General features: G+C 69.1%; 16 protein-coding genes. 6 read left to right on the top strand and 10 right to left on the bottom strand.

Translation table 11 applies throughout. The annotated features are described in order from the left end of the window. Positions 1–4: 4 nt before the first annotated feature. Positions 5–997 (bottom strand): DUF1002 domain-containing protein, encoded by a 993-nt coding sequence (locus K2M58_RS02550; protein WP_220678153.1) that lies wholly within the window; start codon positions 995–997, stop codon positions 5–7. A gap of 363 nt (positions 998–1,360) precedes the next feature. On the opposite strand from K2M58_RS02550, the gene K2M58_RS02545 reads away from it, so the two are divergent. From K2M58_RS02545 to K2M58_RS02535, 3 genes are all read left to right on the top strand, one after another. Next, positions 1,361–1,666, top strand: coding sequence for a hypothetical protein (locus tag K2M58_RS02545; protein WP_220678152.1), 306 nt, complete (start codon positions 1,361–1,363; stop codon positions 1,664–1,666). Between the two features lie 78 nt (positions 1,667–1,744). Further along, the gene (locus K2M58_RS02540; RefSeq protein ID WP_252393509.1) at positions 1,745–2,275 is read left to right on the top strand and encodes a cytochrome c oxidase subunit II; all 531 of its coding nucleotides are present in this window, start codon (positions 1,745–1,747) and stop codon (positions 2,273–2,275) included. Continuing rightward, positions 2,239–3,933 carry a cbb3-type cytochrome c oxidase subunit I gene (locus K2M58_RS02535; protein ID WP_220678151.1) on the top strand — a complete coding sequence of 565 codons (1,695 nt, stop codon included), beginning with the start codon at positions 2,239–2,241 and terminating at the stop codon, positions 3,931–3,933. The genes K2M58_RS02540 and K2M58_RS02535 overlap by 37 nt, the downstream gene beginning before the upstream one ends. 95 nt (positions 3,934–4,028) lie before the next feature. On the opposite strand, the gene K2M58_RS02530 is transcribed toward K2M58_RS02535, so the two are convergent. Beyond that, on the bottom strand, positions 4,029–4,430 hold the full coding sequence (locus K2M58_RS02530) for a hypothetical protein (RefSeq protein WP_220678150.1): 402 nt from the start codon (positions 4,428–4,430) through the stop codon (positions 4,029–4,031). 129 nt (positions 4,431–4,559) lie between these two features. Continuing rightward, on the bottom strand, positions 4,560–5,717 hold the full coding sequence (locus tag K2M58_RS02525) for an SAM-dependent methyltransferase (protein ID WP_220678149.1): 1,158 nt from the start codon (positions 5,715–5,717) through the stop codon (positions 4,560–4,562). Positions 5,718–5,925: 208 nt separating this feature from the next. On the opposite strand from K2M58_RS02525, the gene K2M58_RS02520 reads away from it, so the two are divergent. Both K2M58_RS02520 and K2M58_RS02515 read left to right on the top strand, forming a co-directional pair. Beyond that, complete coding sequence (locus tag K2M58_RS02520) at positions 5,926–6,708, top strand: YhcN/YlaJ family sporulation lipoprotein (RefSeq protein ID WP_220678148.1); 783 nt, start codon at positions 5,926–5,928, stop codon at positions 6,706–6,708. 106 nt (positions 6,709–6,814) lie between these two features. Next, complete coding sequence (locus K2M58_RS02515; protein ID WP_220678147.1) at positions 6,815–7,327, top strand: DUF5665 domain-containing protein; 513 nt, start codon at positions 6,815–6,817, stop codon at positions 7,325–7,327. A gap of 24 nt (positions 7,328–7,351) precedes the next feature. On the opposite strand, the gene K2M58_RS02510 is transcribed toward K2M58_RS02515, so the two are convergent. The 5 genes from K2M58_RS02510 to K2M58_RS02490 all read right to left on the bottom strand — a co-directional run bounded on the left by K2M58_RS02510 (position 7,352) and on the right by K2M58_RS02490 (position 12,085). After that, positions 7,352–7,744: a hypothetical protein gene (locus tag K2M58_RS02510; protein ID WP_220678146.1), complete on the bottom strand. Its 393-nt coding sequence runs from the start codon at positions 7,742–7,744 to the stop codon at positions 7,352–7,354. Between the two features lie 293 nt (positions 7,745–8,037). Beyond that, positions 8,038–9,708 carry a transposase gene (locus tag K2M58_RS02505; protein WP_252393508.1) on the bottom strand — a complete coding sequence of 557 codons (1,671 nt, stop codon included), beginning with the start codon at positions 9,706–9,708 and terminating at the stop codon, positions 8,038–8,040. Next, positions 9,692–10,153, bottom strand: coding sequence for a MerR family DNA-binding transcriptional regulator (locus K2M58_RS02500; protein WP_220678145.1), 462 nt, complete (start codon positions 10,151–10,153; stop codon positions 9,692–9,694). Before K2M58_RS02500 ends, K2M58_RS02505 begins: the two co-directional genes overlap by 17 nt. A 59-nt stretch (positions 10,154–10,212) precedes the next feature. Next, the gene (locus K2M58_RS02495; protein ID WP_220678144.1) at positions 10,213–10,572 is read right to left on the bottom strand and encodes a YlaH-like family protein; all 360 of its coding nucleotides are present in this window, start codon (positions 10,570–10,572) and stop codon (positions 10,213–10,215) included. After that, entirely contained in the window at positions 10,559–12,085 is a 1,527-nt protein-coding gene (locus K2M58_RS02490; protein WP_220678143.1) for a leucyl aminopeptidase, read from the bottom strand. The genes K2M58_RS02495 and K2M58_RS02490 overlap by 14 nt, the downstream gene beginning before the upstream one ends. A 100-nt stretch (positions 12,086–12,185) precedes the next feature. On the opposite strand from K2M58_RS02490, the gene K2M58_RS02485 reads away from it, so the two are divergent. Further along, positions 12,186–13,439, top strand: coding sequence for a MalY/PatB family protein (locus K2M58_RS02485; RefSeq protein WP_220678142.1), 1,254 nt, complete (start codon positions 12,186–12,188; stop codon positions 13,437–13,439). Positions 13,440–13,891: 452 nt separating this feature from the next. On the opposite strand, the gene K2M58_RS02480 is transcribed toward K2M58_RS02485, so the two are convergent. Both K2M58_RS02480 and merA read right to left on the bottom strand, forming a co-directional pair. Continuing rightward, entirely contained in the window at positions 13,892–14,944 is a 1,053-nt protein-coding gene (locus tag K2M58_RS02480; RefSeq protein WP_220678141.1) for a bis-aminopropyl spermidine synthase family protein, read from the bottom strand. A gap of 127 nt (positions 14,945–15,071) precedes the next feature. Then, complete coding sequence (gene merA, locus K2M58_RS02475; RefSeq protein WP_220678140.1) at positions 15,072–16,838, bottom strand: mercury(II) reductase; 1,767 nt, start codon at positions 16,836–16,838, stop codon at positions 15,072–15,074. Between the last annotated feature and the right edge of the window lie 59 nt (positions 16,839–16,897).

Genomic DNA, 16,897 nt, shown 5'->3' with positions numbered 1-16,897 from the left:
GCGATCAGGCGGACGCCGGCGGCGCGTTCAGCCAGCGGTCCCAAAGGCCGCCGAGCGCCTGCCAGAGGCTTTTTAAGAAACTGCCGACCTTCGCGAGGAGCGACTGGGTCGCCGGCTCGTCGAGCCAGGCGCGGGTCGCCTCGGTGACCGCCCGAAGTTCGGCCTTCAGCCGATCCCAGTCGATGTTCACCGCCCGGAGGCGCTCGACGAGATCCCGCACGGCGGCCAGATCGGCGTCCGTGAGCTCCAGGCCGAGCCGGGCCGCCTCCTGCTTCACCGCCGCCTCGATCTCCGCCGGCGTGCGGAGCCCCCCGGCGGCGAGCGCTTCCTTCAGGGCGCCGAGGAGCGCCGCCACCTGCTTGGGATCGTGATGTTCTCCGAGGCGCTCCGCGACGGCAAACTCGTCCAGGGCGGCCGCCTTCCGCTCCGGCGAGAGCCCGGCGCCTTCGGCCGCTTCGTACGCCTTGAACAGCCCGACGAGGGCCGCCGTGCCGGATACGGGGTACGGGGCGACGATGCGGACGGACGCGTCCCGGACGCCGGCCGTAAGAAGCGCCTGCCGGTAGATCTCCGGCGCCACGCCGGTGATGTTGATGAGCTCGAGGGAAAGCCCCGCCCCCGCTTCCCGCGGAACCACCCGGACGGACGAGATGGCCCGGGTGCCGATGACGGACGGCGGAAAGCGCCCGGCAAGAAGCGCCCGCTCCTCCGCATTCGTCACGGTGAGCCTTCGATCGTCCGGCCCGGCGCCCAGGCGCTCGAGCACCGCCTGCCGATCCGCCGGCGCAAGATCCGCCCCGAGGACGACGACCGGCCGCTCCCGGCCCCCGTCCGCCGCCGGGCGGCCGTCCTCGGCCCGGACAGATCCGGCACCGAAGCCCAAAGCCCCCGGCCCAAGGGCCCATCCCCCGACGAAGAAGAAGAGGAGCAAAGCCGCCACCCGGCGAACGGGCGCCCAGGCGCCCGGTGCGGGGCGACGACGGAATCGGCGATCCACCCGCTCATCCCTCCCGCCTCCACGTTTCGTCCTAAGGAAAAACGGCATCGCCCGGCGGCCCGTCGCCGCCAGACGGTCATGTCGGTCCGGTGAAACGTCCCCCGCCGGAAGGTCGACCTCTGCCGTCGAAGGATCACCCTCTGAAGGATCGGCGCCGTCCGACGGGCACCGTCCGGCGTGTGAAGATTGGCACATGAAGATTAAGGTATAAACGCCCGCCGCTTCGGCCAAGCTAAGGGTCGATCGCGTGTTCCAGAGTGTGCCAAAACCCGGAGGATCGTCGGAGCAGGCCCGGAAGATCACCGGCAAGGGCCGAGGCTGGCCGGTGGGACCCCGATGATCGCCGGAGAAAGGAGGCCTGCGATGGAGGGGATGGCCCAGGACTCCCGCCCCGTCCCGCCCTCGGCGGTCGGAGCCTCCGCACCGCGCTCGGAAGCGCGGCTTCAGGCCGCCTGGGCGAGGGCGAATCCCGTCTCGGATCCGACCGCTTCAAATCCTCCCGCGGCGGGGACGAACCGGTCGGACGCCGCGCCGGATCGGCCCGCCCAAGAAGAGGCGCAAGAAAGAGAGCCGGACTTCCGGGACACGTTTCGCCTCTCCCTTTTCTTCGGCGGGCTCATCCTCGCGATGTGGCTTACGATCTTCATCGTTTTTCTCCTCCGGCTCTAAACGCCGCCCGCCCCAGCGTCGGATCGGTCCTTTTCCGCTTTTACTTTAGCGCATTTCGTCCGGAGGGGGAAGGCCCCGGTGTTTCGCCTGGACTGGCCCAAGCTCGAGGCGCTCTGGATGAAGGTGAGCCTCGGGACGATGGCGACGTTTCTCGTCACCATCGGCGTCATGGCGTTCGGCATGGACTTGCACACGGCCGACGGCCGGCAGACGATCGACCCGACGCGGGTCGACGAGACGCCGCCGTTCGATCGACCGGGGCTCTATCGGATCGGGCCCGACGCCTACCGGGCAGTCGTCGTGGCCCGGGTCTTTACGTTCAACCCCGATCACCTCGTCCTCCCGGCAGGGGCTCGGATCGAGTTCGTCATGACGAGCGCCGACGTCATCCACGGGGTTTCCATCCCCGGAACCAACGTCAACCTCATGCTCATCCCGGGCCAGGTGACCACGTATGCCACCACCTTTAAGCGGCCCGGAGAGTATCTCCTCCTTTGTAACGAATATTGCGGCATCGGCCATCACCTGATGATGGGCCGATGGACCGTCGTGGCCGAAGGAGGCGAACCGGCATGGTCCGCGTCGAGCACGGCCCCGGCGGGTCGGTGATCCGAACCGCCGGCCACGTTTTTCCCGCCGAAGAGCGGCGGCTTTTCCTCGCCCACTTCATCGTCGCCCACCTCGCCTTTTTCCTCGGCATCATCGCCGGGCTTCTGCAGGGGCTTTCCCGGACGGGCTTTCTCGTCCTTCCGTCGACGATCGGCTACTATCAGCTCCTCACCTTGCACGGCGTCGCCCTCGCCTACGTCTTTACGACCTTCACCATCGTCGGTTTTCTCCTTCTCGGCACGGCGAAAACGACCGGCGGGTCTTTCACCCCGCTGGAACGCCGCTTCGCCTGGGCCGGTTTCATCCTCATGCTCGCCGGGACGGCCCTCGGCGTCTTCGCCATCCTGTCCAACCGGGCGACGGTGCTTTACACGTTTTACCCGCCGATGCACGCGCACCCGACGTTTTACTTCGGCATCCTGTTCGTCCTCTTCGGCAGCTGGCTGCCTGGGGTGAGCCTCTTTTCAGCGTACCGGCGCTGGAAAAGCGCCCATCCCGGTGAGCCTTCGCCGCTTTTCGCCTACATGGCCGTGGCGACGTACATCATGTGGCTCATCGCCACCCTCGGCGTCCTCGTCGAGCTCGTGGTCCAGCTCATCCCGTGGTCGCTCGGCTGGGTCCCCAGGATCCACGTCGGCGCCGCCCGAACGTTTTTCTGGTTTTTCGGACACCCGGTCGTCTACTTCTGGCTCCTTCCGGCGTACATCTACTGGTACGTCAACCTTCCCCGGATGATCGGCGGGGAGATTTTCAGCCATCTCTTCCCGCGGCTGACGTTCCTCCTCTTCATCCTCTACTCGATTCCCGTCGGGCTGCACCACCAGTTCGGCGACCCCGGCATCGCGCCGATCTGGAAATTTGTCCAGGCGACCCTGACCTTCTTCGTCGTCATTCCGACGCTTCTCACCGTCTTTACCGTTCTGGCGACGTTTGAGGCGGCGGGCCGCGGCATGGGCGCGACGCGGCCGTTCGCCTGGATCCGGAAGCTTCCCTGGCAGGACGCCCGCTTCCTCGCGCCGGTCGCCGGCATGCTGCTCTTCATCCCCGGCGGCGCCGGCGGCATCATCAACGCCAGCTACCAGCTGAACGCGGTCGTCCACAACACCCTCTGGCTCCCCGGCCACTTTCACCTGACCCTCGCCACGACGGTCGTCCTGACGTATTTTGCCATCACCTTCTGGGCCGTCCCTGCCCTCACCGGTCGGGCGTACACCTCCGGGGCCAATCGGGTCGGCATCGCCGCCGTCCTCCTCTGGAGCACGGGCATGCTCCTCATGTCGACGGCGATGCACGTCCTCGGCGTCCTCGGCGAGCCGCGGCGCACGGCCTTTGCCACATACGCCGGAGCCGCCATCGTCGAGCGGTGGGCCCCCTGGCGGGCGCTCCTCGCCGGCGGCGCCGTCCTCCTCTTCCTCGGCGCCCTCGTCTACCTGGCGGTCGTCGCCTACCTCTTCCTCTACGCCCCCCGCGCCGAAGCGATCGTCGACTTTCCGATCGGAGACGTCCGAAAAAAGGCGCCCCCACCGCCGCCGATCCTTGAGCGGTGGGGCCTCTGGGTGGCCATCGCCGTCGCCCTCATCCTGATCGCCTACACCGGACCGTTCATCGAACTCCTGACGCAGACGAAAAACGGCGCTCCACCGCTTCGCACGTGGTGAAGCGCCGTTTTTTGGGCGGCCGCGGGGCCGCGGCTTCCACCTTCCACCAGGAGGGCAGACCCGGCCGGCCGATCGCCCCGCCCGGCCGCGGTCCCTTACGGCACCGCGACCGTCCACTCCCGGACGACGCCGTACGGCGACCCGTCCCGGTGCACGAGTTCCGCCCGGAACGCGTGCGCTCCCGGCTTGAGCCCCTCGACGACGAACACCCGCCGGTCGAGCCGGGCCACTTCCCGCCCGTCGACGGTGAGGACGATATAGCCTTCGCCGTAGCGCTTCGGCGCCGTCGGGTCCGGAGCGGCGAGGCGAAAATGCCGGCAGCGAAACTCGAGGTACACCTTGCCGTACCGCACCTCGCTTTTCACGTCGAGCTCCGGCGTCGGCGCCGCCTGGGCGCCGCCGGCCGGGAGGGCGGCCAGGACGACTCCGAGGCCGAACGTCACCGAAAAGAGCGCCGCCAGAACCGAAGCGAGGAGCCGGCGCCACGATCGCCGCATGCGTCTCCCCCTTTGCCAAAAATCGGGTTGGCCGTCTTAGCGTGCGCCGATGCGCCGGTCGCTATGCGCCGCGGCAAATCCAAAACCGCGAAAAAAGTGCCGGGTCCAGGGTGGGAAAAAGCGCCGCCGTCAGGGCCGCCGCTGCACGAGGACGAAAAACGCCTGGCCGAAGCCGTCGGGAAGGATGAGCGCCCGGACGGCCCGGTTCCGGCGGGCGATCGGGTGAAACGGATCCCGCTCCGCCGGCGTCCCCGCCACAGGCTGCAAAAAGTCGAAAATCCCCCGGGCGACGAGGTACTCCCCCTGCGGGAGCAGGGCTTCCGTCGCCAGGCCGGCCGCCTCCCCCTCGCTCCGATACGCCTCGACCGGCACCTGCGCCGTGAGGTCCATCTCACCGGGCCGCTCAAACCAGTCATCCCGGAGCCTGTGCCGCCAAAAGCCCACCACCGTCCCTTCCCGCCGGTGCGGCGCCGCCAGCTCGGCAAACGGAAGGCCGTAATCGACGGTGATGAACGTCGCCCCGGGAAAGGCCTCCGCAAGCCGCCGGTACAGCCGCAGGCCCTCAAGGGGCGCTTCAAACACGTGCTCCGGCGAAAACGCACCGCCAAACCGCTCGGCGTACGCCCGGGCCTCCGCCGGCACGTCGTCCGCCCAGGCGAGGACCGGCCGGCCGGCTTCCTCCCGCACGACCTGCCAGAACAGCCGGCCGTCCGGCGCCTTCTTCAGCCGCTCGACGGGAAAGGCGTCGTAAAATTCATTGGCAAAGACGATCACCGGTCCGGCGCCGGCGAGGGCATCGCCCGAAAGAAGCGCCTCCGGCGTCGGGACGAGGTGAAGAAGCGGCCGGTGGTTCTTCGTCCGCAGAAAAAGGCCCTCCCGGTGCCACGGAGACGCTTCGACCGCGACGTAGCGGAGCCGGCCGTACACCTCCGGCCGCTCGGCGGCCAGCCGGTCCAGGACCTGAGCGGCAAACCGGCCGTCGCCGGCGCCGAGCTCGACGATCGCCGGGAACCCTTCACCGCCCGCCCTGGCCTCACGCCAGGCTTCAAACCGGCGGGCAAAATCCCGGGCCCAGAACGCGCCGTAGACGTCGCCGACGGCGCTCGCCGTATAAAAATCCCCCGCCCGTCCGATCTTCTCCCCGGGCCGGAAGTAGTAGCCGCAGACCGGGTCGTAGAGGGCAAAGGCCATCCACGCTCCGAAGCCGATTCGCCCGCCTTCGTTCCGAAGGTGCCGGAGGAGGCGTTCCGCACACGCCGCCCGATCCGCCGCCGCCCGACCGGTCATCGCCCTGTTCCCTCCTTTGTGATCTTCATACCGATCGGTGTCGCCGCCCCGCCCGAGGCCGACCCGCTCCTCCCCTTTCCGCCCGGCGCCACAGGCCGGCATAGGGGCCGCCGGCGCCGGACAGACTAACCGCACGAACCGGATGTTTTCGGTCGGAAGTCCCGCGCCGCGGGTCCGGGCCTTCCGGCCAGGCGAAAGGGGAGACGTCATGGGTCGCGCCACCGCCCGCCTGATCGTCGGCATCGCCCTGGCGCTCGGCCTCGGCGGCTGCGCCTTGCCGTGGACCGCCCCCGGAGGGACGGCCGGCGAGGCGCCGGCACCCCCGTCAACGACCGGTCGCCCGCCCCACGAAAAGGTACCCAACGCGATCCGCTACGAACCGCCGCCCGAAGCCCCGAAAAACCGGGCCGAAGCCGAGAAAATCGCCGACCGGCTGGTCGAGCTCGCTCTCGCCGACCCGTACGTCCGACGCGCCACCGCCGTCGTCCTCGGCCCGTACGCCGTCGTCGCCATCGGCGTCGACGAACATCTTTCCCACGCCCAGGTGACGACGACCAAATACGCCGTCGCCGAAGCCCTGAAACACGACCCGTACGGCGCCCGGGCGATCGTGACCGTCGATCCGGACCTTTTTGCCCGCCTGCAGGCGATGCGGGACAAAATCGCCCGGGGCGAACCCCTCGGCGCCGTCTTCGACGAGCTCGCCGACATCGTCGGTCGCCTGGCACCGGAGCTTCCCCGCGGGCCGAAAATCCGCGAACCGGCAGACGGCGCGGCGCCGATCGCGCCGGTCCGAACGACGCCGGGCGGGACGGTCCCGAGCCGATCCGCCCCGGGCGAGGCGCCGGCCGGCCCGAAAGCCCCGACCGCACCGGCGACGCCGGCGCCGTCTTCCCAGGCGCCGGCCGCCCCGAGGACGCCCGCTTTGCCGACGTCCCCGGATTCGCCCGCGCCATCGCCCGCCGCACCGCCTCCCGCCTCCGCTCCGTAATCCTCTTCGTTCGCCGGCGCCCGGCTTCGGGCGGCCGGCGATTTCTTTTGCACCGGACCGGAGCGTCGGCCGGCGCCGGTTTTGTTTTTTCGCCGGCGGCGGTATGATGTTCCCGAAGAAAAAAGTCCCGATCGAACCGAGGGAGGGATGCGCCACGGACCGACCGACCCGGCCGCCGGCCGATCGCCGCCCCGACGACCGTTCCCCGGGCGGCACCCGCCCGGACGGCCCTTCCCGAACCGACCGCTCCGCCCGAGACGACCTCGGACGGCGATCCCCGACCGACTTCGAGCCGGCCTTATCGACGGAAGCGCTCACGGCCCTCCTCGAGCGGCTGGAAACCCTCGAGACGTCCCTCCGGCCGATCGACCGCCTCGCCCGGGCGCTCGCCCGGGGGGAATTTTACGACCTCTTGACCCACTACACCTCGCCCCGACGGGTGATCGCGCTGAACCTCCTCGCCGGCATCACCCGGGGGCTCGGCATCACCCTCGGCGCGACGATCGTCTTCGCCCTCGTCCTCCTCGTGCTCCGGCACTTCGTCTCGCTCCCGCTCATCGGCGCCTACATCGCCAACCTGCTCGATCTCATCGACCAGCACCGGGGGCTCGTCCGCTGACGGAGCCGGTGGGCCGGACGCGGCCTAAGGGCCGCCCGGCTGATCGGCCGCGCCCCGTTCGTCCGCTTCCGGGCCGCCTCCCTCCTCCGGTGAACCGGCCTTCGGTCCTGCCGCCTCCGGCTCCTCCGCTTCCGGATAGACGATGCCGTACTTCGGATCGCCCTCGACGGCCCGAAGGAGCGCTTCGACGCGGTAGCGGTCGAAGGCGGCTCGCTTCGGCTCCCCGGCCTGCCGGTAGACGACGACGTACGCCGCTTCGTCGGTCGCCTCTTCGATCGCATCGACCTCGATGCGATGGTCTTCCAGCAAAATGCGATAAAAGAGATCCGCCGTCTTCCGGGCCGCCGGATCGTGGGGCCGGCCGCGGGCGAGGATCTCCGCCTCCAGCCAGTGCTCAAGCGCCTTTTCCGCCCGCACGGGGACTGCCTGGTTCGTAAAACCTACCTGAACTTCATTTCAGGCAGGGACCCCTCCGAACCAGGCGTTCACCTCCTTTCGGAAATCGGGGTCTGGGCCCGGGCGTCCCACCCGGAGTGCTCACGGGAAGGTCTTCCTTCCCCGTCCCCCGGTCTCGTCTGCACGGCCGGACGGAGTGCGCTGCACCCGCAGAACGGAGTGGGCCGGGGGAGAGGCGGCGAAACCCGCCGCCGCAAGCACCGATCTGTCAGATTCGCCCTGCCGGGTTTGTCCGAACCCCCGGCGAAACGGGGTTACCGGAAGGCCAAAGCAAGCGTTTTGAGTTCGCGCCAGCAGGAGAAGAAACTTTCCTGCTGCCGGCGGGCAAGCCCGTTGTGCAGAAGAAGCTTCGTCTCCAGCGCCTGAAGCGCGGCTTCGACCTTCCGGGTCATCCCGGTTCCTTCCCTCGGTCGGAGATCACCCGTCGGTTTCCGCCGTTCTTTCACCCGAAGCACGAAGTCCCGAACCTCGCGCGTGATGCGCTCCCTAAAACCCATGGCCCGCCTGCCGATGACCAGGGCCGCCGCACCGTGAACGGGAACGCCGTATTTCTTTTCGTACTTGAGCCGGCCGATGGTGGAGGTGTGCTGGGGCGGGACTTGTTTGTACCCCACGTTCTCTTTGACCGCCCGCCGCATCAACGCCTGAAGGACCATCGCATAGGGAAACTGGGCGGCCATCCGGTTGAACGTTTTTCCCCGGTCCAGCCTCCCCTGATCGAAACTCAGCGTTTCCATCGCCAGAGGCTTCCCCAACGCTTTGGCGACGTCCACGACCACCTTGGCCAGGACGCCGATGAGATACCGGCGCCGAAATCCCGAAGCGTAGGCGAGTTCGGGGACCCGGATGGTCAGAAAACCCGATGGATACGGGATGACTTGAAACTCCCCGTCGTATTTGCCCAGGTTCTTCGGATGGGGAATCCGGAATCCTTTCGGCCACGGTTCGGGAAGACCGCAGGAAGAGACGTTGGCGAGCCCCACGCCGTCGGGGTTGATATCGACGGCGAGGGCGCCGCGCGAAAAATCCGGCGCCGGTTGATCGTCCAGTTCCAGCGCGATGTGAACGCGAAAGCGTCCGTCCGGGCCCCGGATCAGTTCCGCGGTGTACGGCCGCTTTTCGGCAAGCCACCCGAGAAGGCGCGCCCGGTGCTTTGGGGGAATCCAGAGTCGCCCAAGGACGCGAGGCGCCCGGCGCATGATCGGTCGCCCCAGAGCGTCCACACCGGTCGGCTCCGACAGATGAGAAATCGTGACGGCCATGCGGAATGCATGCCCGTCGAAGGTGATCTTCAGGTTGGGGTTGCCGCCTTTGGTGCGGTCTCCGCGGGCGTAAAGCCGATTTTTTCGGGCCGCCCGCCATTCGTCCCGGGTGGCCTTTCCCTTGCAGACGTTCCGCCAGAGCTTTCTTCCTCCAAAGATCGCCGTGGGGACGGTTCCGTTTTCTTTGTGTTCTCTCAACTCCTTCAGCCGCTTTTCCAGTGCCGAGACGCGCGCCTGCCTTCCCGGGACGGTCCGATCGAGCGTCCGGAGTTCGTCTTTCGAGAGGCCGTTCTTCTCGGCCCGGCTCCGTTTCTCCATGGCCCAGCCGAGTTTCTTTCGCGCCCGCCGAAGCTTCGCTTCGGTCGTTTCGATCTCAAGCTCCAGAAGTTCTTTCTGCGCATCGATCATGCCCTGCGCCTTCAGGCGGGCATCGTCGACGTAGCGGGAGTTGAGGCCGAAAAGATCCTGGCCTTGCTTTTTGATTTCCGTGCGGGAAACTCCCTTCAAAATCCGCCTGTAAGACCACCGCAGGCAGGCGGAGAAAAGCCGCATCTCGATGGTCAAGGGATCTTCTTCGCCCCGGGCCCACTTCCCGGACCGAAAGGCCGGGTAAACTTCGGGGAAGAATTCCCCGATGATCGTGAAGCTATTCTTCACGGACACGCCGCATCAGCTCCTGAAAGCCCCGGCGGATTTTCCTGCCCCCTCGGGCGCCGTCGATCCGGGCGGAAAAAGACGTGACGATGGCCAGAAGATCCTGAACCAGCTCCGCGTGCGCCTCTTCCGGTTCTTTCGGCGAGATCACTTCGATTTCTACGCCGCAGGACTTCAGAACGTCGAAACCAAACCGCGCCAGGCGGTCGGGAGAGAGGTTTCCCGCTTCGGCCTCTTTTTTCGTCGAGATCCGGGCGTAGAGAGCGACCGCATCGGCTTCTGTTTCGTTCATCCCTCCTGCCTTCAGGATGCGGTCGATTTCTTCTGTCGGGTATCTTCGGTGGCCGCTCGGAAGCCGAATCGGGCGGATGAGCCCTTTTTTCTCCCACTCCCGGAGACGGTTGGGGTGCACGCCGAGCTTTTTCGCCGCTTCGCGGATGGATAGAAGTTCCATGTCTCTGTAGTATCAAAACAGGAAGTTTCAGTCGATAACAGGTTGGTTATTTGTAACTGCTACGAACCTCCTTTCGCCGCGCCGGCGCGCTCCCGCCGGCGCCGCCAGCGATAGACGATGAGGACGATGAGGCTTGCGCCGAGCGCCTCGGCGATCGGCAAAACGTACGCCAGCACGACGAGCGGAAAGGCAAGGGCGACGAGGAGCCCGTAGACGAGCACCCGCTTCCCGGGCGGAAGCGGGCGCTCAAAGCCGAGGCGAAACACGAGGGCAAGAAGCAGCGTCACGACGGCATACTTCACCCCGAACCGGTCCCAGAGGGCGAACGCCGGGAGAGCGGCGCCGCCCGGCAAGGCGAGGACGTCGCCCGCCAGGAAGCCGGCCCGGAGGACGCCGGGCCAGGGCTTACCGCCCGGCATCGGCCTTTTCGTCCTCTCCCGCCAGCCGGCGGACGAGCTCGACGAGGGTCCGGACCATGACGCCGCTCGCCCCTTTCGGGACGAGCGCCGTCCCTTTCTCCTCCCACGCCGTCCCGGCGATGTCGAGGTGGACCCACGGCACGTCGTCGACGAACGCCTTGAGGAACATCCCGGCGGTGATCGTGCCGGCGTTCCGGCCGCCGGAGTTTTTCAAATCGGCGACCGGGCTTTTGATCTGCTCCAGGTAGACGTCAAAGGAGGGAAGCAACCACACCCGCTCGCCGGCGGCCTCGGCGGCGGCCTCCACCTCCCGCCAGAACGCCGCGTCGTTCGTCATCGCGCCGGTCGTCTGGGTGCCGAGGGCGATGAGGACCGCCCCGGTGAGCGTCGCGAGGTCGACGATCTTCGCCGCGCCGAGCTTTCGGGCGTAGGTGAGGGCGTCGGCGAGGATGAGGCGCCCCTCGGCGTCGGTCGAGATCACCTCGATCGTCTTCCCGCTCATCGACGTGAGGACGTCCCCCGGCCGGTAGGCGCGGCCGTCGGGCATGTTTTCCACGAGCGGCGTCACGGCGAGGACGTTCAGCTTCGGCCGGAGCCGGCCGATCGCCTCCATCGCGCCGATGACCGCCGCCGCCCCGCCCATGTCCATGATCATCGATTCCATGTTTTGCGCCGGTTTCAAGGAAATGCCGCCGGTGTCAAACGTGATCCCTTTGCCGACGAGGGCAAGGGGCGCCTCCCACGTCGGAAGCCCCTGGTATTTCATCACCACGAGGCGGGGCGGGTTCGCGCTCCCCTGAGCGACGGCGAGAAGCGCCCCCATGCCGAGCCGCTCCATGTCCGCCCGGTCGAGGGCCCACGCCTCCATCCCGTAGCGGGTGGCGACGGCCAGGGCTTCTTTCGCCAGCACCTCCGGCGTGAGCTTATTGGCCGGCGTGTTCGTGAGCGTCCGGGCGAGGTTCGTCCCTTCGGCCGTCGCCCGGCCGACGGCCCAGCCCGCTTCGACCGCGCCTCGGACCTCCGGCGGCATCGCCACCCGGAGCCGCTCGATGCGGACGTCCGGTTCCTCCTCCGCCGAGCGGTACCCGGGGAAGCGGTACGTCGAAAGCAGCGCCCCTTCGGCGATCATCTGTCCCGCCCGTTCCGGGGTCACCCCCGGCGCGGCAAACGACCCGTAGCAGAGGAGAAGATCGGAAAGCCGGTGGCGCCGGGCCGCCTGCATCGCCTCGGCGACCGCCTCCCGGATGCCGTTCGCCTGAAGGGCGTCCCGGCGACCGACGCCGACGAACACGACGTACCGGGCCGGAAGCCGCCCGAGGGTGTGAAGCACCAGCGTCCGATTCCGCTTGCCGCCGAGGCGCCCGGCGGCCCACTCTTCGGCGAGCGCCCCGCCGAGAACATCGTTGAGCCGCGGCAAAAGCCCCGCTTCGTCCACCCCGGCTTCCGAGACGGCGACGACGAGGCCGTCTGCCGGCGTCTCGAGGAGCCGGCCGTCCAACGCTTCGATGTGCACCGCTTCGACCTCCCGCGCTGGCGCAGATTTGTTTCCTTACCATCATATCTCGAAACGCGAACGAAGCAAAGAAACGGGAACGGAGAAAGGAGCGACGCCGTTGTCCCCGAGCGACCCCCGCTCCTCCGAAAGCGTTCATCCGCCGCACGTCGATCTTTCCCTCTATCGCGCCCTCCGCAACCACCCCGTCGACCGGCGGCACACCGCCTCGATCAAGTGGGAGCGGCACCTTCTCCCGCCGGGGACCCCGCCGCCGGAGGGCTGGATCGCCCTCTCGGTCGCCGACATGGACTTTCCGGCGCCGGCGGCCGTCGTCGAAGCGCTCCGCCGGCGGGTCGAGGAAGGCCTGTTCGGCTATACGTACGTCGGCGACGGCGCCACCCGGGCGGTCGTCGACTGGCTCCTTCGCCGGCACGGCTGGGCGGTCGACGAGAAGGCGCTCCTTTTCGCCCCCGGCGTCATCCCGGCGATCGCCCTCGCCATCGAAGCGCTCACGCCCCCCGGCACGCCGGTCGTCGTCTTCCCGCCGGTCTACGGCCCCTTTTACCGGGCGATCGAGGCCGCCCGGCGGAGGCCGGTCGACGTGCCCCTCCTCAAGGACGGGCCGGCGGAGGCCCCCCGCTACCGGATCGACGTCGACGCCCTCCGGTCGGCCCTCGATGAGACCGGCGCCCGGGCGATCCTCCTCTGCCACCCCCACAACCCCGGCGGCCGGGTCTTCACCCGGGACGAGCTCGCCGCCGTCGCCGACCTCGCCGAACGCTCCGGCGCCGTCCTTCTGAGCGACGAAATTCACGCCGATCTCACCCATCCGCCGGCGACCTTCACCTCGCTCGCCGCCCTGCCGGAAGCCGCCGGGCGGACCGTCGCCTTCTGGTCGCCGGGGAAGACGTTCAACCTCCCCGGACTCCGCATCGCCTACGCCGTCGTTTTGAATCCGGAACTTCGCACGGCCCTGCGGACGGCCCTCGAGCGGCTTCACCTGCACCTGCCGAACGCCCTCGGCATCACCGCCCTGGAAGCGGCCTACCGCCACGGCGAGGGGTGGCTCGAAGCGGTCCTCGCCGTCATCCGGGAAAACATCGCCTTCGTCCGGGATGCCTTCGCCCGGGCGCTCCCGGAAGTCCGCGTCATGCCCCCGGAAGGGACGACCCTGGTCTGGATGGACCTCTCCGCCCTCCCGTACGACGAAAAAGAGCTCCGGCGGCGCATCGTCGACCGGGCCCGGGTCGGCGTGAACTTCGGCGGCGAATTCGGTCCCGGCGGTGCCGGCCACATCCGCCTCAACGTCGCCACCGCTCGGCCGGTGCTGGAAGAAGGCGTCGGCCGCCTGATCGAGACCCTCCGGCCGTAGGCCGCCCCGAAAAGGCCCCGTTCGACCGTCACCCGGCCGATCCGGCCATGCCGTCGCCCAACACGAACGCCGCGCCGGACGTTCTGCCGTGCGAACGGCGATCGCGTCCTCGCCGGCGAAGCGCCATTTCGGCGCTCCCGGAAGCCGACACCGCATCGGAACCGGGGCGCCATCGGCTCCAGACGCCGGAGCGATTCAGGAATGAGACCTCGGCCCCGAGCCGAAACGCCGGGCCGAAGCCGAAACGCAAAGCGGGGCTCGAAGGATCCCCCTTCGAGCCCCGCCGCTTTTTCACCGCCCTCGCCGCCCCAACCGGCCCCGGTCGCCGGCGCCGGCCCGGCCGACCTCCGGGGTCCGCGCTCCGGTCGATCGGCCCGGAAGGATCGGCACGGTCGGCAAGGATCGGCGCGCCTTCCGGCGACGCGCTTTTACGCCGCCCGGTCCCGAAGCGCCTACCGCGGCAGCGTCACGCTCGCCTCGTCGTCGTAGTAGAGGTCGCGGTCCAGCTCGACCCGCCCGGTGTACCGCGGCGCCCGCGAGGCGACAAGCACCAGGCGGAAGACGGTGCTCCGGTAAAACGGGACATCCGGCTCCCGAACGGCGACCGGCGCTGCCTGAGCGACCGGATAGCCGAGGGCGACGATGTCCTCGAGCTCGTAATCCTGATACGCCGGCAGCGCGTCGGTGATGGCATACCCCATCTCGAGGATGCCCCGCTGGATGTCCCGCCACTTCGACCACGACGCCTCGAGGTAGGAAAGTCCGAAATAGCCGGCGCCGCCTTCTCGAAGCGCTTCCGTCGCCCGGCTCAAAAAGAGGAGAATCCCCGGGAGCGTCTCCACCGGATCGGTGAAAAAGACGTCAAACGCCCCCCGAAGCGCCGCCGGCAGCGGCTCCCGAACGTCGTACACCTCGGCCGAGACGTGATCCCAGCCTTCCTCCCGGGCGACCTCCCGGATGAACGCGACGACCCGCGCATCGACGTCCAGGACGTGAACCCGCCGCGGAAAGCCCGAAAGGGCGGCGGCGAGGCTCATCAGGTCATCGTCGCCGAGGAGGAGAAGGTCCCGCCCCGCCAGGTCCCCCCGCCGGGCGAGGAGCGAAAGCCTGAGGACGGCCGTCTCCGGCGTGACGACGCCCTGGTCGAACTCCGGCGCCGCTTTTGGCCGCCGCTTGAGCCGTTCGCGAAACGCCTGAAGCACCCCGTCAAACGGCGGCTTCAGGCGCATCCCCCGTCCGCCGCACGCCTCGCACCCGGGATCGACCAGCCGATCGAGGGCGAGGGCTGAAAGCCGCGCCCGACCGGCCTCGGTGAGCACGAACCGGTCCTCCTTCGTCGCCACTTCCCCGGCGTCCAGGAGCGCGCGAAGCGCCCCTACGACGGCATCCGCCTGCGCCTCGCCGTCCCGGAGGACGCCCCAGTACGAGCGCTCCCCGTGCTGGAGCGCCCAAAGCAGGCGTTCCTCGATCCGGCGGGCGGCAAGCCGTGCTTCGGAACGCTGCACCGGCACCGCTCCTTTCCGTACGATGCTGGGCGCCCGTCCGGCCGCCGGGTTTTGATTGTATCGATTTCGAAGAGGCCTGTCAAACGTTCGTTTCGGAAAAAGCCGGGAGCGGGCCCGCCGTCGGGCCTCAACCGGCGCAGCACGAAAGCCGGCGCACGTCGACGTCGAAGGCGAGGGCGGCGAGCTTGAGCCCTTCGGCCATCGTGAGATACGGAAAAAGCGTCTCGCGAAGGTCCCGGACCGTAAGCCCGGCCCGAACGGCCAGCGTCGCGGCGGCGATCACTTCTCCGGCGTCCTCGGCGACGACGGAGGCGCCGAGAAGACGGCCCGTCGGCGCGTCGACGACGAGTTTGAAGACGCCGTCCGTCTCGCGGCCGACGATCGCCCGCGGCACCTGCCCGAGGTCGAGCGTCGCCGTCCGCACGGCCCGCCCCATCCGGCGGGCCTCCGCCTCCGTGAGCCCCACCCGGGCCAGCGCCGGCGACGTAAAGAGCACCCGCGGCACCGCCTCGAGCACCGCCGTTCGCTCGCCGCCGAGGGCGTTTTCCGCCGCCACCGCCCCGGCGTGGGCGGCGACGTAGACGAACGGCGGCAGTCCCGTCACGTCGCCGGCCGCATAAATGTGCGGCGCGCTCGTCCGGAGGCGGGCATCGACGACGATCTCCCCCCGGGATCCGACGGCGACGCCGGCCCGCTCGAGAGAAAGCGCCTCGGTGTTCGGCCGGCGGCCGGTGGCGACGAGGAGGGCGTCCCCCTCGACGGCGAAGGGCTGTCCGTCTTTTTCCCCGAGCACCCGCGTCCGGCCGGCGGCCTCCTCCACACGCCCGATCCGGGCGCCGAGCAAAAAGGCGATGCCTTTTTGCTCAAGAGCGCGAAGGAGCGCCGCCGACGCCTCCGGCTCCTCGGCCGGAAGGAGCCGCGGCCCCCGGCCGAGGACCGTCACGCGGGCCCCGAGCAGGCGGACGGTGAGGCCGAGCTCGAGAGCGATCATCCCGCTGCCGATGACGATGAGGTGCTCCGGCGGGTGCCGGAGCGAAAGGAGCGTCTCGCTGGTCAAAAAGTCGACGGCCGCAAGCCCCGGGATCTCCGGCACCGCCGGACGGCGTCCCGTGGCGACGACATAGGCCCGGCCCCGGACCGGCCGCCCGTCGACTTCGAGCGTCGCCGCGTCCCGAAACCGCCCTTCGCCCCGAAGGAGGGTAAAACCGTAGTGGTCAATGAGCCGCTCGTATTTGTCCCGGCGGAGTTCGGCGACGAGGGCGTCCTTCGCCGCGATGAGCCGCGGCAGGTCGACGGCCCCGGCAGACGTCCCGAGGCCGTCGTAAGGCGGGTGCTGGGCCCGGTCCCGCACCGTCCCCGCCCGAAGGAGCATCTTCGACGGGATGCAGCCGACATTCACGCACGTCCCGCCGACGACGCCCCGTTCGACCATCGCCACCCGCGCTCCGCGGCGGACGGCCTCGATGCCGGCGGCAAACGCCGCGGCCCCGGAGCCGACGATGACGAGGTCGAAGGCGTCCGGATCGCGTTTCGGCGGACGGGCCCGCCGGGACTCAGGCCGGAGCGCCGGAGGGCCGTCCACGTTTGCCGGAACCGAACCGCCGCCTTCGTTCGCCGGCCGAAACCCGCCTTCGACCTCCGGCGACGCCGGTCGTTCGCCGGCTTCCGCCGTCCGGCGGACCGCCTCCCCCGGCGTATATCCGGCCGCCCGGACGGCCGAACGAACCCCCGCCAGCGACCCGCCGTCCGGGAGCGCAAACCGCACCTCGCCGAGGCGAACGTCGACGGCGATCTCCCGGGCCTCCGCCGCTTCAAGCGTCCGAACGACGGCCCTTTCGCCCCCTTTGCGCGACATCCCCCGAACCGCGAGGCGAAACACCGCATCCCGCCCCATGATCGATCCCTTCTTTCTTCCGGCTTCCGGCAGCCTTTCGGCACTCGGTCCATCCAAAG

The organism is Hydrogenibacillus sp. N12, from assembly GCF_019645935.1.
Classification (GTDB): Bacteria; Bacillota; Bacilli; order Thermicanales; family DSM-22653; genus Hydrogenibacillus; species Hydrogenibacillus schlegelii.
Note: the sequence above shows the minus strand (reverse complement) of the source record. Positions and strands in the feature narration are given on the sequence as shown.

What these genes read in the sequence shown, in the direction of transcription:
- K2M58_RS02545 (WP_220678152.1), top strand. Translation starts at nt 1,361, where the DNA reads ATGGAGGGGATGGCCCAGGACTCCCGCCCCGTCCCGCCCTCGGCGGTC.
- K2M58_RS02535 (WP_220678151.1), top strand. Translation starts at nt 2,239, where the DNA reads ATGGTCCGCGTCGAGCACGGCCCCGGCGGGTCGGTGATCCGAACCGCC.
- K2M58_RS02530 (WP_220678150.1), bottom strand. Translation starts at nt 4,430, where the DNA reads ATGCGGCGATCGTGGCGCCGGCTCCTCGCTTCGGTTCTGGCGGCGCTC.
- K2M58_RS02525 (WP_220678149.1), bottom strand. Translation starts at nt 5,717, where the DNA reads ATGACCGGTCGGGCGGCGGCGGATCGGGCGGCGTGTGCGGAACGCCTC.
- K2M58_RS02520 (WP_220678148.1), top strand. Translation starts at nt 5,926, where the DNA reads ATGGGTCGCGCCACCGCCCGCCTGATCGTCGGCATCGCCCTGGCGCTC.
- K2M58_RS02515 (WP_220678147.1), top strand. Translation starts at nt 6,815, where the DNA reads ATGTTCCCGAAGAAAAAAGTCCCGATCGAACCGAGGGAGGGATGCGCC.
- K2M58_RS02500 (WP_220678145.1), bottom strand. Translation starts at nt 10,153, where the DNA reads ATGGAACTTCTATCCATCCGCGAAGCGGCGAAAAAGCTCGGCGTGCAC.
- K2M58_RS02495 (WP_220678144.1), bottom strand. Translation starts at nt 10,572, where the DNA reads ATGCCGGGCGGTAAGCCCTGGCCCGGCGTCCTCCGGGCCGGCTTCCTG.
- merA (WP_220678140.1), bottom strand. Translation starts at nt 16,838, where the DNA reads ATGGGGCGGGATGCGGTGTTTCGCCTCGCGGTTCGGGGGATGTCGCGC.